Genomic DNA, 15,454 nt, shown 5'->3' with positions numbered 1-15,454 from the left:
ACAGCGAGTGCTGCTGTTAGAAATATAATCAGTTTTAGGGCAGGGCGCAGTTTATCTTTTCACCGGTCCGAACGGGAAAAATTTACTGCTTTTTACTTAAATGCAATAAATGTTCGAAGCGGTATTAACCTGAAGTTATCTCAAATATTGCAATATTAATCAGGCCACAACAACTTCTCTTTACCCATCTATCTGACCGCTAAATGCCGGAAAATCTGCTTATCATTGTAACTTGTGTGGCCTGTTTCTGGTTTTTAATTTGAAGTGGAGATAAGTGGCTGTTTGTATTTTTGTTCTGTTGCGCCAGGCTTAACAGGAATCCATAAACTGAGGAGCCGTTATGCCTTACTCTAAACGAACCGACTTACCTGACAACGTAAAACACGTGCTTCCCGCGCATGCGCAGGATATCTATCAGCAGGCATTTAACAGCGCGTGGGAAGAATATAAAGAGGCTAAGGATCGACGCGGCGATGATTCGCGGGAAGAGGTGGCGCACAAAGTCGCCTGGGCAGCCGTGAAAAAAGAGTATGAGAAAGGTGATGACGATAAGTGGCATCCTAAACGTTAACGCCGTCGCTAGCCTGTTCAGGCCAAAGGGCCAGGATTATCTGGCCCTTTTTTTCATCTTCGCTATAAGGTTTATCTGGTTTTTTTTAACCTGCGACCGGAATCACGCTTGTAACCCCGCGCGGAAATAGATTAATGTCAATTTGATGAACGAAACGCAGCGCCGTTTTGGAGATCATGTTACAGGAGCCATTCTGCAGGACGCCGTTGACGTTGAGGAGGTCGCATTGCTTACCCGGGAATTTCTATTAAAAGCGGATTGTAAAACGTCGTTCGGGGATATCGAAGAGGCGTTGCTCTGGAGTTGCGAGCAGCGCGCGGCCTCGCTGGCAGCCACGCTGGCCTGTCGTCCCGATCACAGCCCGGTATGGATCTTTGGTTACGGCTCGTTGATGTGGAACCCGATTTTTGAGGCGGATGAAGTGGCGTCCGGTTCGCTGGAGGGCTGGCACCGTGCTTTCTGCCTGCGGCTGATTGCCGGACGTGGCACCGCCACGCATCCCGGCCGCATGCTAGCGCTGAAGCAGGGCGGCAGAACCACGGGTCTGGCGTTTCGTCTGCCGGAAGAGCGGCTGCATGAAGAGCTGGCGCTGCTGTGGAAGCGTGAGATGATCACTGGCTGCTATCTTCCAACCTGGTGTGAATTACAGCTGGAGGATGGTCGCAGCGTCACTGCGCTGACCTTTATTATGGATCCGCGTCATCCGCTGTATGAATCGGACTCCTGCCCGGAGGCGATTGCGCCATTGATTGCTGCGGCCAGTGGCCCGCTCGGCTCGAATGCGCAATATCTGTTTGCTCTGGAAGAGGAGCTGACCCGGCGCGGCATGGAGGAGGAGAGTCTGAGCCGGCTGGCCCATCAGGTGCGAACACTTCAGCAAGCCTGTCTGAAGCAGGCCTGAACCGGGGCATAAGCAGAGTAAAAGGGCGCGACAGTGTCGCGCCCTTTTACGATCCGGGTGCGGGTTACCGGGCTTAGTTACCCGGATTAATCAGCCAGGTGCCGGGCTTATCGATGGTCAGGGATTGTGTATGCGTCTCACTGCCATTCTTAACATCAATTTTGTACTGTCCCGCCGCCAGATTCAGCGCGGCAAATCCACTGCTGCCCGGTTTTACCTCGACCGGCTGTCCGTTAAGCACCACGCTTTCACCGCTCTCCAGCTTAAGATAGACGGTCGCCAGCGCGGCCGGAACGGCAGCGGCTGACGGAATTGATGCGGGCGCCTGCGTCATGGCTGAGCTGTTGTTAACCACCTCTGGTGTGGCACTGTGGCGATTCGCCAGCCAGGTGGCGACAACCACGGCCAGAATAGCCACGGCAGCCAGACCCAGCAATCCAGGCGACAGTTTACGCACCGTGCGCGGCGTCACCGGCTCGGCGGAGGCGGCGGCATGATTCATCGCCATCACCACCGGCGCAGCAGCCTCCACCGGCTCCTCGACCGGCAGAGCAGGCGACTCGCCCGGCACCGGGAAGCTGTTTACCACCGCTTCCACATCACTGACCGGCAGATCAATCAACGCGGCAAAGGCATCAATCGTTTGTGGGCGATCGCCTGGCTTCATTGCCAGCGCGCAGTCAATGGCATGCAGCAGCGGCAGTGAGTAGCCTTCGGGCTGGCGTTCCACCAGCGGCTGATAATTATCTTCAATGCAGCGCACCACGCTGACCGGCGGCGGATTACCGGTAATCAGGTTATGCAGCACCGCGCCCAGGGCGTAGATATCGGTCCACGGCCCCTGTTCAACTTCACCCTCTTCGCTGTATTGCTCAATTGGCGCAAAGCCAGGTTTAAGCATGATTTCCGTTTCGTCAGAGAGGTTGCCAATCTCTTTACGCGCTGAGCCAAAATCGAGCAGAACCGGCAGCTGGTTCTCCTGAATCTGAATATTGTCGAGCGAGATATCGCGATGCAGATAGCCGGCCTGATGGATGGTGCTGATGGCACCCAACAGCGGCGGCAGCAGGCGGCGGATCCAGGCTTCAGTGATCGACGCCGGGCTGGTTACCTGCCACTCTTTCAGCGTCATACCGCTGTAGTAGAGCGTGCCCATATAGGCTGTGCCGTTCTGCTCCCAGAAGCGCAGCACGTGCAGCAGTCCCGGATGATTAAAGCGGGCCAGCAGACGCGCTTCCTGAATAAAGCTGGTGAGCCCGGCATTAAACAGCTTCTGGAAACGCTCACCGCGCAGCTCCAGCGTTAAATCGGCGGCACGGACTGCCAGCGACACCGGCATGTACTCTTTGATTGCAATGGTGCGTTCAAGCTGGTGATCCCACGCGCGATAGACGATGCCGAAGCCGCCGCCTCCGATCACTTCCTTGATCTCAAACTCATTGAAACGGTATCCGTCAGGCAGGGCATTCGGAACGGTTTTCGGATTATCATTTGCCGACATAGTGAACTCTCTGTACACGGCCTGCTCGCCAGGCTGCGCGGTAATTAATTGATGTTACGCCAGGCACCAATGGCAGGATCAACCAGATCCGCGTGCAGGGTGTCGATGAGTAACACATTCACTTTTTGCTGTGGCATGAAATAGGGCGCCCAGTGGCTGCGCAACGTATCAACTCGCGATTTCACAGCGTCAGCATCCTGCTGCGCAGCATTCTTATCCATCTTTATCAACAGGGCACCATTGAAGCGCCAGACATGTTGTTTGGCATCAAAGGGCAGCACCAGCCAGCTATCATTCGCATCCGGGCGTGTCACAATCATGCGCTGATTGTTCGCGGCGATAACCTCCAGCTTGCTGTCCGGGATCGTCAGATTGGCGATGGGATAGCCCTGATAAAAGGTGACTGCCACCGGCGTTGGGTGGTCAGGGGTCGCCAGCATCAGCTCACTTTTGCCTTCTGCCCAGCCATCCGGTGAGCACTGCTGCTTGCTGACATCCGGGATAAACAGGGTCTGGGCATTTTCATCCCACGCGGTGCGAAAATGGCAGCCGCTGGGGAGATCAAAATGTTGCAGCGGCGTGCTGTTGGCGGGCCGAGACAGGTCAAGCGGTGCAGCATTACTCTCACTGGCGCTGGCGGTGGCATCTGCCATCACGATAGGACGCCAGTTCTGCAGCTTACTGGCGCTGCCGCTGGCCAGTACGCCACCCTCTTTACTGGTCATCTGCCAGGGCAGCTCGTCCAGTAATCCGCACTGATTAGCGAGCAGGGTGCCGACGCGCGGTAAAAAGGTGGTCAGCACCGCCGAATCCTTACTTTTGCCGGAGACGATGCGCAGTGGCAGCGTCTCTTTGCACCAGTCGTCAGGCGCTTTACTCACCACATTATCGATATAGACCTCCAGCGCCAGGCTGGGGGAGTAGACAACCCGATAATTTTCAGCCTGGGCGTGAAAGGCAATCAGCAGGGTGATGATGCCGGGCAACCACAGTTTCATAAGGATCCTTGGAATCAAAAACGAGGCGGCAGAAAGCGCGCCGAATCAGCCAGTGAATAGAGCAGCGTTGCCTCCTCCGGCTCACCAATCCAGACCGCCAGTGCGCTGAGATTATCTTTCTTAACGTTGCGGCTCACCGCCTGTTCCATCAGAGCCAGCCACTCTTCGCAGGCATTCACCATGCGCAGCGCCTGTTCCATTTCATGACTGGCCAGATTCAGCCAGAAGCCATCGGTGCAGACCAGAAACGCGTCGCCATCCTCCAGCGCAATCTCCTGCGAAAAGCTTACTAAGCGAGGCGGTTCAGCGCCGAGCGCATTATAGAGTAAATTACTGTTAATGCCGGTATTTTCATAGCCCGCTTCTTTCAGCTGCTGGGCCAGACTATGATCGCGAGTGACCTCATGAAGCACGCCGCGGCGGAAGTGGTAAACCCGGCTGTCACCGGCATGCGCCCACCATGCGCGCTGTTTTTCGCGGTCGATAAACAGGGCCGCCAGCGTGGTGCTCATGCGTGAATATTTCGGATTTTTACCCTGTGCCTCATGCAGCGCTAAGCGGCACTGTTCAATCGCCTGATGGGTTATCTCCGGCGTCAGGTCGGCGTGCGCCTGTAACTGGCTCAGCAGGGTGTCACGCACCAGCTGTGCCGCCATCTCGCCGCCGGGCAGACCGGCCACGCCATCGCAGACCACAAAACAGGCTTTACGCTCATCCAGCTCTGCGCCGGTGCGATCCTGATTCTCATCGCGTAGCCCCTGCTGGCAGCGGCTGGCAAAAACGATTTTCATGGTTCATCTACCCGCGTCTGAGAGTCCTTATACTGATTCACCTCCATGTCATAGGCATGGAGAAAGGCCTCGCCAAACAGCGTATGGAAATCATCTTCGATCTCTCCGGCCGTACGCTGATAATTACGGGTGAAGTAGTCCCACAGCGCCGCCTTCTTCATGGCGGAAAAGGGCATTTTTGACACCACGCCATCGGCACGCGCCTGCTCCTCCAGCCGCTGCGGATTAAAGGATTGCAGCATCGCCGCAATAATGGCGCGGATACCGGCAATCATCCCCAGCTGGTGGGCCTGCAAATCGACCAGGGCATCGCGTACCGCCTGTTCCGGCGGCATAAACCCGGGCATCTGGCTCTGGTACATCTGCATCAGCACGGTTTTGCCGGAGGGCAGGATCTTGAACGGATTGTTGGCCTCATTCAGGATCATCGTCATGTCCGCTTTGACACCACGCTTGAGAATGGATCGCGAAGAGAGCAGCGCGACGGTGCCTTGGGAAAAGAGGCTCAGCATCCGGCCAGTAATGCGCATCTGCTCTTCATCCACCGGCGTGGCGTGACCGTTGCTCAGCCCCATCCCCTCCAGCAGTGCGGCGATCAGCCGATCCTGATCCACCGGCTGCGCCGTCAGCGCCCGACGCGGTTCGCTGGCCTGGGGATCGATAGCCAGTCGCGCATCGTTGTGGCGCTCGTGGCGTGAGGGCGTGACCTCACTGACCAGCAGCCGGTCCTCAACCTCATGATGTTCGTGAATGCCCAGCGGATTCGCGGGCTGAGCGCTGTCGCCAGCAAACAGCGCCAGCGGATCGCTCTGCGTGTCGTGGCAGGCGGGGTCTCGTACTTCCAGCGCATAGTCACCGATGCGCAGCGCATCGCCATGCTTCAGCACGACCTGCATGCCGCGACCCAGGGTAATGCCGTTATGCTCCACCGGGGTCACGCTGCCCTGGTTCGTCAGACGGCACTCCCCGTCATGCGACAGGTGAACCAGCGCCTGCAGACGCGAAATGGCCCGAGTCTCATCTGGCAGCACCAGATCGTTGTCCTGACTGCGGCCAATGGTGCCGCCAGGCGGTTGAAACGCGACGCTTCTGACCGGAACATCCGTAGTGCATTGCACAATGGTAAATTGCATGAGTTATCCCAGATTGAACGGCAAACGCTTCCGGCCTCACTCGAACATGGGAGGATAGAGGCCATTACGTCCCGGCTGTGAACCTGCCGCCGGGTTAAACAGTAACGAAAACAGTTGCGCGGTGAGGTTGCCGCTGTGCTTGTGGGTCGCGTGGGCAAAACCATCACTGCGGTTACTCCACCAGTAGCTCATATGCTGCTGAGGGTCGAAACGTTCAGCCACTTCACGCCAGCTCAGCGTGCAGGGCAGATCCTGAAAACCGATCACATCCATGATTTCAGAGGGCTTCCTGGCCGGCACCAGCAGCGGTGGCAAAGCCTGTATCTGCTGCTCTAACTGCTCGCCGTTCAGCGGTGTCTGAACCGCCCGTAACAGTGTCGCGCCCAGATCCTGAAACCAGTCGCCGGAAATGGTCAGCTGAGCAGGATGCCACTGAGCCAGCGTGAAGCTGTGCAGGGCCAGCAGCGGCCAGGCGCGTCCGACGCGGTCACAGGAGGGCAGCAGACAACCCATCTGTATCTGCGGTCGGGTCGCGGTAACCGGCAGCACAAAGTTCCACACCGGCGCGTGGAGAAAGTCCGCGCTGTAGGAATACGCCTGCTGATGCCAGTGCATTAATCCCTGCTGGAACCAGTGATTCCACGGGCTAATCTGTTGCTCGCTCAGTCGATGGTGCAGAAAGTCACCGGTCGACGGCAGCTTGCCATACCAGCCGGGGGCCGTGTAAGCAGCCATGTTCACCTCACCATTACTCGCTATGCGAGTTTGATTGCGGGGCCGGGTGCCGCGGCGCTACCGCCAGCATGCCGCCCGCCTGGTCCGCAATTTTCAGATTCTCTGCAAGCTTGCGCATCATCAGTGCATTATCACGAGCATAAGGCGACGACTGAATCTGCTGATCCAGCAGCTGGCTCAGGTGCCAGTCAAGCTGCTGCAGGTCGCGGGCGCTTACCGTATCGGGCAGGGAGCGCTGTAAATTTTGCAGCAGCCAGGCCCGTAAAAACTCGCCATCATAATTACGCGGTTGATAGAGCATCTGATAGGCGCGCAGCGCATTGCGGCTGTAGGCGTTATCATCACCCGGGTCGTTGCGCAGGATATTCGTGATCTGCTGCGCCACACGCGGCAGCAACAAAGACTTAAGCGCATTTTGATAAAGCACCCAGGCGGCATCGCTGATCTGATTACCCCGGTATAAGCCCGCCCGCATAGTAAGCGGCGGATTATCGAGGGAAAAGCGCGCCGAGAGCGGCAACTTCACCAGGTTATTCAGAAAGGGTAGCAGATCAAAAATATTATCAGCAGGCTGATGAATCACCTGCTGACTTTGCTCACGGATAAGCGGTACCCGTGCGGCAACCTGCTGCAGATACTGCTGATTCTGATAGTAACTGATGCCCCACAGGCTGGAGGCGATCAGCAGGGCGCCTGCCAGCACGCCGTAGCCAATCCAGTGGAACAGCTGATTACGGTACTCCCAGCGGCGATTACTGCCGGCCAGGCCGCTCTCTTTGAATATCAGATCGCTGAGCAGGTCACGAATAAAGAAGCTCTGGCCTTTGTTGCCGGGAATCGGACTGTTGCGATTAACGCTGTCCCAGGCCGCGATCGAGTGATCGCCCGCCTGACGCAACTGCAGTTTGCGGCTCAGTTCACCCATCACCCGATCAAACGGCAGGCCTTCCTGCGTTCCGCTGGTGAAGAAGAGGCCGCGCGGGCTCCAGGCGACCGCATCCTGATGGTCAGAAAAAACGATATCCAGATATTCGTTCAGCAGTGGACGCAGCGAGGCGAACTCCTGCGGGAAGAGGAAGCACTCAGCGCGCTCGTTCAGGTCGCGCTCATGGGTCATCTGCTCCGCCAGTTGTTGCTGGAGCTGCTGTTCCAGCCGCTGAAACTGCTGGCCAAAATGGCGATGCCAGTCATCTTTGTGCGGCTTGCCCAGCTCCCAGTTAAACGTGAAGCCCCAGATAGCATCTCGCCGCGCTTTATCAATCGAGCCGAAGTAGCTCATAAAGCCTTTCAGCAGATCGGTTTTGGTGACCATCACATAAACCGGGAAGTGAATACCGGTCTGCTGATGCAGTTCTGCCATGCGCTCTCGCAGCGCGCTGGCCTGGGCGAAACGCGCCTCGGCTGAATCACTCAGCAGATCGGCGACGCTGATGGTCATGATCACACCGTTAATCGGCTGGCGGGTGCGATAGCGTTTCAGCAGGTTGATAAAGCTGTGCCATTCCGCGGCATCTCGCACGCGCTGGCTCTCCTGCAACGCATAACGACCGGCGGTATCAATCAGCACCGCGCTGTCAGTAAACCACCAGTCACAGTTGCGGGTGCCCCCGACGCCGCGAACCGCATTTTTGCCCAGCGTATCGGTCAGCGGGAAATCGAGGCCGGCATTAAACAGTGCGGTGGTTTTACCAGCGCCGGGCGCACCCATGACCAGGTACCAGGGCAGCTGATAGAGATAATTAGCGTTAAAGCGTGAGAGCAGGTTCCCGCTGTGACGACGGCCAAACTGAGTGCGTTTCAGCTGCATCGCAGCTTCGCTGAAGCGCTGGTTGAGCCGCTCTTCGGTCATCTGACGTTCCGCCGGGTCGTCGTTGCCCGACAGCTGAAGCTGGGTCAGTAAGCGGCTGTTGAACCAGGCACGATAGAGCGACGGGATCAGCTGGAACAGGATCCAGAGAAAATAGAGGGCGCTCACGGTGAGCTGGCGAGGCAGCACGGGTTCCAGTGGGCGCGATTCGCCCCATGACCAGAACGGTCCCAGCATCCAGACCAGACAGCTCAGCGCCGTGACGCCAATAAAGCTCCACAGCAGGCGATGCGTTAGCAGCAGGCGAAGGGAGGCGCGCATTATTGTGCTCCTTGATGATTACTGAGCGTTTCAGGCGCGGCAAACAGGGTGATTTCAACGCGGCGGTTGCGGGTCCGGTTTTCGCTGCTGTCGTTGGGCAGCAGCGGATCGCTGTCGCCGCGGCCTTCAGAGCGAACCGTATGACCGTTAGCCAGTTGCAGTTGTAACAACTGGGTGATGGCGCGGGCGCGGGCAAATGAGAACTCATAGCTGGAGGCAAAGCGGCTGTTATCCACCGGATGATCATCGGTAAACACCGACACCAGAATGGTCCCTTTGACATCTTTCATCGCGGTTGAGACGCGGGCCAGCAGGGCGCGCCCGACCGGATTGATCACCGTGCCCTGTTCGGCGAACAGTTTGTCCGCGGGGATGATCACTTTGCTGCCAAAGGCACCATCGCTGACCTCAAGCTGCCCGGCTGCAATCACATCATTCAGGCGCTGACGCAGATCGAGCAGCGCCTGCGGGGAAGAGGGACGACGGCCCGCGGTAATCTGCGGCAGCGGCGTCTGATAGATGGTACGCAGCAGCGGTTCGGCGGCATTACCGAGACGCCAGTTCAGGCCGCTGTAGATCAGGCAGCCGATCAGCGCGACCAGCATGGCACAGGCCCAGAGCGGCACCATCGGGCGGGCGAGGGTGCTAACCAGCGGATGCACTTCAACCAGTGGCGGTTGCGCTGTCTGGCGCTGGGCACGCGTTTCGTCAATCAGGGTTTTCAGGCGTTTACGGATACCATCGCACTGGGCGCGACCATTTTCACTGCCGCGATAGCGGCCTTCATAGCCCAGCAGCAGACAGTATTGCACCACTTCCAGCAGCCAGAGGTGTTGTTGCGGGCTTTGTGAAATGCGCGACAGCAGTTGAAAGAATTTCTCGCCGCCCCAGCTTTCATTATGGAAGGTCACCAGCATGCCATTGCCAGACCAGACGCCGCGCGTGCCCCAGGGGGTTTGCGCTGCCGCTTCATCGAGCGCGCTGCAGATGCAGTAACGCGCGCCGATAATCATCTCAAACGGCAGCCCTGCCTGTTTACAGCGTTGTTCAAACTGGCGGATTTCATCGATCAGAGACTGGCGCAGACCCGCAGGGTCATCGTGGGTGGCTGCCTGACGAATTTGCACCACCGCGTTCAGCAGTGGCGCCGCAGCCTGAAGTAAGAGATTCTCATTGCCTGAGGGGGTCGCCTCACGCGCAGGGGATTCCACAGTCATTAATTCGTGATCTTCCAGCCAATGGCAAATCCCTGTACCCGCAGCCCGGGACGGTTCTGCGGGCAATATGCGCCGGATTTCATATTCAGTCTAAGATCCAGGTCGCGGTATCGTTAGTCCGGCAGGCTTTGCTGGCGCCGCCGACGGCCACACAGACCTGTTTCGTTTTGCGGGGACGGGGACGATCGCTCTGCACGGTGGCATCATAACGGCTGCTCTCTACACCCGCTTTTAATGGCACATAACCGATCAGTGGGCCGTCAGCCTGGTCAGCAATCGCCAGCCAGCTGTGTTCCACATTACCTAATACTTCGAACGGTTTACCCGTTTCGAGATAGCGAACCACTTTGCCGCCGTAATCAGGCGAGGTCATGACGGATGCGCCATAAAGCGCCCGCCAGGTCTGATTGACCGGCTCAAATTCAGTCGGTGCCGCGACAGCGTGTCGATGGACCAGTTTGACGCCGTTAATTTCGCTGGTAACCAGCGTATCGTCAGTGACGGGCGGCGGCGGGGCCTTACAGCCTGCCAGGGTAAGAACCGCCAGCAGCGTTAACGCAAGACTCTTTTTCACCATGTTCCTCGTGATCTCATCAAAGTATCTGCATATTGCCAGGCCCGATGCCAGGAGGCGATCTTTATCGCGCCGCATCGTGCCGAAATTCTGTTTTTAAAAAAAGGGTCAGATTACATCGGGATAGTAACGCATTCAGTTTACCTAAGACTTTTGAGAATTCAAACCATTGCACCCGCGGCTGATGCGTGATAGCAGGCGCTTTACGGGCGGGTTTCGGTATAAGAAAAGCGCCAGGTAATGTGATAGTTAAATCGAACTGAATTATCGCAGAGACAAACTGGTTGAGAACAGTGCGGCGCATTCTGACATGCAATGAATCCGATTGGAAACTATTAAGATTTACTAATAACTTGTTGCCGAAAAAATTTATCAGTTTGCGTTAAGAAACTTATCAAAATCAGATTTTACGCCCCTGCTCAGACCCTCTTTTTTCAGGAAAGCGGCACGCCTTTTGCTTCTGAAAGGTTTTAACCGCACTGAGGTGAGCAATGAGGGACGCCCTGACCTGGCTGCAGGCATCACGCGCGAGCGATATCGCCAGCCTGCAACGTCTTCTGGAAACCGGCGAGCTGATGGCTGCCGTCAGTGAACTGGTCCATCGGTTGCAGCGGGAACGTGGCGCAAACAATCTCTGGATCTGCTCTGACGGAGCGCTGTTCAGCGCCGAACGTCATGCCCGCCAGCAGGAGGTCAGCGCCGGCCTGGAGCATTTTTATCAGGCGCTGCCGGCCGCCATAGCGCAGCCCGGCTACAGCCGCTTCTGCAACCTGATTGCCGCTGCCCTGCAGGCGCTGGCCGGACTGCCTGCGCTGCGCCAGCAAATCAGCCAGCGTGAGCTTGATCAGGCCGCGGCGATGGCCGCCTTTAACCAGGTTATCCGTACTTTACTCAATCTGGTGTTTGAGGCGGCCGACACCGCCAGCTATCCCGGCATCTCCCGTGCACTGATCGCCCTGTTCAGTTTTATGCAGGGCAAAGAACTGGCCGGGCAGGAGCGGGCCATCGGCTCAGCCGGCTTTGCGGCGCGTCAGTTCACCCCCGACCAGCGCAGCCAGATGGTCGCCCTGATTGCGGCACAGGAGCAGAGCTTTATCACCTTCCGGGAGTTTGCTGACAGCGCCGCGTGTGAATCCTGGCAGCCGCTGGCTCAGGCCAGCCGCGACATCGAACGCCTTCGTCGCATCGCCTGCACCGGCGGCCGTTGTGATGAGACCGGCGCGCTGCACTGGTTTTCCCTGCTCTCTGAGCGGCTGGATCAGATGAAAATGCTGGAGGATGCCCTGACGGCGACATTGATGCAGCGCTGCCGGGCTGCCATTGATCAGGCACAACAGCAGGCGGCAGGAACAGTGGTGCAGGGCGACAGCAATTTTTCGCTTTACGTCTCCGGGGCGGACTGGCTGCCTGGCGCGGCGGCGCTCGACAGCGACGGTCTGGCCCCGCAGCTGGGGCGCTCGGTGCTATCGCTGATTGGCGAACAGTCGCAGCGTTTGCAGCAGCAGGCGGATGAACTGGCGGCGATGCGCGCCTCACTGGACGAGCGGCGGGTGATCGATCAGGCCAAACACTGGCTGATGCAGCAGCAGGGTTTCACAGAAGAGGCCGCCTGGCAGGCATTACGCAAAAGTGCGATGAATCAGAATAAGCGGGTACTGGAGATCGCGCAGGCGGTACTGGCGGTAGCGAAGACCCTGAGCAACAAACCCGGATGAGGTAGCTGCACAACCTTTGTGCGTGATCTGCGTCAGAAACGTGCAAAAACGGTTAATTTTTCAACAGTGCGTCACCGCAGATCGGCATTAAGGCTGTTTCGGCGATCTGGCACATCCTTTGCTTAATCCCTATAGAGAGTACGCATTGCTCCCGCCAATGGCGGTGGGGTCAGTGCTTTGGATAAAGGCGTCCATCCGCAGGCTTCGGCTTGTCGGAGGACGCCTTTTTTTATTTCTGTTCAGGGGCAACAAGATGAGCAAAACGCCATTTTCACTGACACGACGTCAGGCGCTGATCTCCGGCGCCGCGCTGGGTGCGGCCTGGATCGTTCCGGGATTACGAAATGCGGTCTGGGCAGCGGGATCAGATGCGCCAGAAAAAGCGCAGGTGCGGGTCGGCTTTATCCCGCTCACTGACTGCGCGCCGGTGGTGATGGCCTCTGTGAAAGGCTTCGACAAAAAGTATGGTCTCACATTGCAGGTCAGCAAAGAGGCGAGCTGGGCGGCGGTGCGCGACAAACTGACCTCCGGTGAGCTGGATGCGGCGCATGTGCTCTACGGCATGATCTACGCCCTGCAACTGGGCGTAGCGGGTCCGCAGCACGACATGGCGAACCTGATGACGCTCAACCATAACGGCCAGGCGATCACCCTGTCGAACCAGCTGAAAGCCAGTGGGGTCACCGATGCGGCCAGCCTGAAAAAGGCCATTGATGGCAGCGCCAAAGGCAGCTTTACCTTCGCCCATACCTTTCCGACCAGCACCCATGCCATGTGGCTCTATTACTGGCTCGCCAATGCGGGCATCCACCCGTTTGATGACGTGCGCACCGTGGTCGTGCCGCCGCCGCAGATGGTGATGAACATGAAAATTGGCAACATGAGCGGCTTCTGCGTTGGTGAGCCGTGGAACCAGCGCGCCATCAGCGACAACATCGGTTTTACCGCCGCCACCAGCCAGCAGATCTGGCCGGAGCATCCGGAAAAAGTGCTCGGCACCCGCGCAGAGTGGGTGAAAGAGAACCCCAACACGGCCCGTGCACTCACCGCCGCTGTGCTGGAGGCCGCGCGCTGGATTGATGCCTCGGACGACAACCGCCGCGAAACCGCGCAGGTGTTAGCCGGCCGCGCCTGGATCAATACCAAAGTGGAGACGTTACAGGGTCGGATGCTCGGTCAGTATCAGAACGGCCTGGGGCAGTCGTGGCAGGACGCTCACCCGATGCGCTTCTTTGACAACGGCAACGTCAGTTTTCCCTGGCTCTCAGACGGCATGTGGTTCCTGACCCAGATGAAACGCTGGGGCCTGCTTGCCAGCGATCCCGACTACCTCGCGGTGGCGCGCCAGATCAACCGCATCGACATCTACAAACAGGCCGCCAGCGCAGTCGGACAGGTTGCACTGCCCGCCAGTGAAATGCGCAGCAGTACCTTCATCGACGGCAAGGTCTGGGATGGCAGCGATCCTGCCGCCTATGCCGCCAGTTTCGCTATCAAACGTTAAGAGAGGTTGCTATGAAAACTGACGCGCGCGCCCTGGCGCAGCCGGTGCAGAGTCACAATAGTGCCACCGTTATTCCGTTACAGGTCACCCCGAAAGCCGCAGCCCGTCCGGCGCGTCTGCGTCCGCTGTTGCAGCGCGCCATTCCCGCCACCGGTGGCCTGTTATTAATGCTGCTGGTGTGGCAGATCGCGGCGCTGTCGCAACCGGGTTTCCCTTCGCCTTACGCCACCTGGCAGGCCGCTCAGGTCCTGTTCGCTGACCCGTTCTACAGCAACGGCCCCAACGATCAGGGCATCGGCTGGAACGTGCTGGCGTCGCTGCAACGCGTCGGCATTGGATTCGGCCTGGCCGCGCTGGTCGGCATTCCGGCGGGCTTTTTAATCGGTCGCTTTAGCTTTATGGCGCAGATGTTCAATCCCGTCATCGCCCTGCTGCGGCCGGTGAGTCCGCTGGCCTGGCTGCCGATTGGCCTGCTGCTGTTTCAGCGCGCCGAGCCTGCCGCCAGCTGGACCATTTTTATCTGTTCGATCTGGCCAATGATCATCAACACCGCCGAAGGGGTACAGCGTATCCCGCAGGATTACCTCAACGTGGCGCGGGTGTTACAGCTTTCTGAGTGGACGGTGATGCGCCGGATCCTGCTGCCCGCCGTGCTGCCCGCGGTGCTGACCGGGGTCCGTCTCTCTATCGGCATCGCCTGGCTGGTGATCGTCGCCGCCGAAATGCTGACCGGCGGACTGGGCATCGGCTTCTGGATCTGGAATGAGTGGAACAACCTCAACGTGGAAAACATTCTGGTCGCCATTCTGGTCATCGGCGTAATCGGGCTGCTGCTGGAACAGGGGCTGATGCTGCTGGTCCGTCGTTTTAGCTGGGATAAATAAGGAGAGCACGATGCAACAGATCATTCGCGTCCAGCAGGTCAGCCAGCGTTTTGCCACCGCCAGCGGCGAGTTTCTGGCGCTGGACAATGTCAGTTTTGATATTCACGAAGGGGAAACCCTGAGCCTGATCGGCCACTCCGGCTGCGGCAAATCGACGCTGCTGAACCTGATTGCCGGTTTAACCCGGCCCAGCAGCGGCGTGCTGCTGTGTGATAACCGCGAAATCACCGGCCCCGGCCCGGAGCGCGCGGTGGTGTTTCAGAACCATTCGCTGCTGCCGTGGCTGACGGCATTTCAGAATGTCGAGCTGGCGGTGCAACAGGTGTTTAAAGGGCGCTTCAGCAAAGCGGAGATGCGTGACTGGATCGAGCACAACCTTAACCGGGTGCAGATGAGCCATGCCATGCACAAGCGGCCCGGCGAAATATCCGGCGGTATGAAGCAACGCGTCGGTATTGCGCGGGCGCTGGCGATGAAGCCACGCGTGCTGCTGCTGGATGAGCCGTTTGGCGCGCTGGACGCCTTAACCCGCGCTCATCTGCAGGACAGCGTGATGCGCATTCAGCAGGAGCTGAACACCACCATCGTGCTGATTACCCATGACGTGGATGAAGCCGTGCTGCTGTCAGACCGGGTGCTGATGATGACTAACGGCCCGGCGGCGCAGGTTGGCGAGATCCTCACTGTCGATCTGCCACGTCCGCGTTCACGGGTGGCGCTGGCGGATGAGCCGCGCTACCACCAGTTGCGACAGAAAGTGCTGCATTTCCTCTATGAAAAACAGACCACTGCGGCGTAAGGA

General features: G+C 58.3%; 14 protein-coding genes. 6 read left to right on the top strand and 8 right to left on the bottom strand.

Annotation, left to right across the window (positions count from 1 at the left end):
* Positions 1–340: 340 nt before the first annotated feature.
* Positions 341–571: a putative cation transport regulator ChaB gene (chaB, locus tag ACVKSX_RS04820; protein WP_010245846.1), complete on the top strand. Its 231-nt coding sequence runs from the start codon at positions 341–343 to the stop codon at positions 569–571.
* A gap of 226 nt (positions 572–797) precedes the next feature.
* Entirely contained in the window at positions 798–1,472 is a 675-nt protein-coding gene (locus ACVKSX_RS04815; protein ID WP_164480396.1) for a gamma-glutamylcyclotransferase, read from the top strand.
* Positions 1,473–1,545: 73 nt separating this feature from the next.
* On the opposite strand, the gene ACVKSX_RS04810 is transcribed toward ACVKSX_RS04815, so the two are convergent.
* The 8 genes from ACVKSX_RS04810 to ACVKSX_RS04775 all read right to left on the bottom strand — a co-directional run bounded on the left by ACVKSX_RS04810 (position 1,546) and on the right by ACVKSX_RS04775 (position 10,552).
* On the bottom strand, positions 1,546–2,973 hold the full coding sequence (locus ACVKSX_RS04810) for a serine/threonine protein kinase (protein ID WP_022625780.1): 1,428 nt from the start codon (positions 2,971–2,973) through the stop codon (positions 1,546–1,548).
* 44 nt (positions 2,974–3,017) lie between these two features.
* Entirely contained in the window at positions 3,018–3,971 is a 954-nt protein-coding gene (locus ACVKSX_RS04805; RefSeq protein ID WP_010245838.1) for a hypothetical protein, read from the bottom strand.
* 14 nt (positions 3,972–3,985) lie between these two features.
* Positions 3,986–4,762 carry a PP2C family protein-serine/threonine phosphatase gene (locus tag ACVKSX_RS04800; RefSeq protein WP_010669994.1) on the bottom strand — a complete coding sequence of 259 codons (777 nt, stop codon included), beginning with the start codon at positions 4,760–4,762 and terminating at the stop codon, positions 3,986–3,988.
* Positions 4,759–5,895, bottom strand: a complete 1,137-nt coding sequence (gene tagH, locus ACVKSX_RS04795) for a type VI secretion system-associated FHA domain protein TagH (protein ID WP_010245831.1) — start codon at positions 5,893–5,895, stop codon at positions 4,759–4,761. Before tagH ends, ACVKSX_RS04800 begins: the two co-directional genes overlap by 4 nt.
* 36 nt (positions 5,896–5,931) lie before the next feature.
* Positions 5,932–6,630, bottom strand: a complete 699-nt coding sequence (gene tagF / locus ACVKSX_RS04790; RefSeq protein WP_010245828.1) for a type VI secretion system-associated protein TagF — start codon at positions 6,628–6,630, stop codon at positions 5,932–5,934.
* A 13-nt stretch (positions 6,631–6,643) separates the two neighbouring features.
* Positions 6,644–8,758: a type VI secretion system membrane subunit TssM gene (tssM, locus tag ACVKSX_RS04785; protein ID WP_033771588.1), complete on the bottom strand. Its 2,115-nt coding sequence runs from the start codon at positions 8,756–8,758 to the stop codon at positions 6,644–6,646.
* Complete coding sequence (icmH, locus tag ACVKSX_RS04780) at positions 8,758–9,975, bottom strand: type IVB secretion system protein IcmH/DotU (protein ID WP_284672283.1); 1,218 nt, start codon at positions 9,973–9,975, stop codon at positions 8,758–8,760. Before icmH ends, tssM begins: the two co-directional genes overlap by 1 nt.
* 85 nt (positions 9,976–10,060) lie before the next feature.
* Positions 10,061–10,552, bottom strand: a complete 492-nt coding sequence (locus ACVKSX_RS04775) for a hypothetical protein (RefSeq protein WP_010245819.1) — start codon at positions 10,550–10,552, stop codon at positions 10,061–10,063.
* Between the two features lie 488 nt (positions 10,553–11,040).
* Between ACVKSX_RS04775 and ACVKSX_RS04770 the strand changes: the two genes are divergently transcribed.
* The 4 genes from ACVKSX_RS04770 (at position 11,041) to ACVKSX_RS04755 (ending at position 15,451) form a co-directional block, all read left to right on the top strand.
* Positions 11,041–12,264 carry a nitrate- and nitrite sensing domain-containing protein gene (locus ACVKSX_RS04770; protein WP_354438433.1) on the top strand — a complete coding sequence of 408 codons (1,224 nt, stop codon included), beginning with the start codon at positions 11,041–11,043 and terminating at the stop codon, positions 12,262–12,264.
* Between the two features lie 253 nt (positions 12,265–12,517).
* Positions 12,518–13,768, top strand: coding sequence for a CmpA/NrtA family ABC transporter substrate-binding protein (locus ACVKSX_RS04765; protein WP_010245814.1), 1,251 nt, complete (start codon positions 12,518–12,520; stop codon positions 13,766–13,768).
* Between the two features lie 11 nt (positions 13,769–13,779).
* The gene (gene ntrB, locus ACVKSX_RS04760) at positions 13,780–14,652 is read left to right on the top strand and encodes a nitrate ABC transporter permease (protein ID WP_010245811.1); all 873 of its coding nucleotides are present in this window, start codon (positions 13,780–13,782) and stop codon (positions 14,650–14,652) included.
* A 10-nt stretch (positions 14,653–14,662) separates the two neighbouring features.
* A complete protein-coding gene (locus tag ACVKSX_RS04755; protein WP_010245808.1) occupies positions 14,663–15,451 on the top strand; it encodes an ABC transporter ATP-binding protein in 789 nt (262 codons plus the stop codon).
* Positions 15,452–15,454 lie beyond the last annotated feature (3 nt).

The sequence above is a fragment of the Pantoea sp. PvP021 genome (assembly GCF_054056055.1).
Note: the sequence above shows the minus strand (reverse complement) of the source record. Positions and strands in the feature narration are given on the sequence as shown.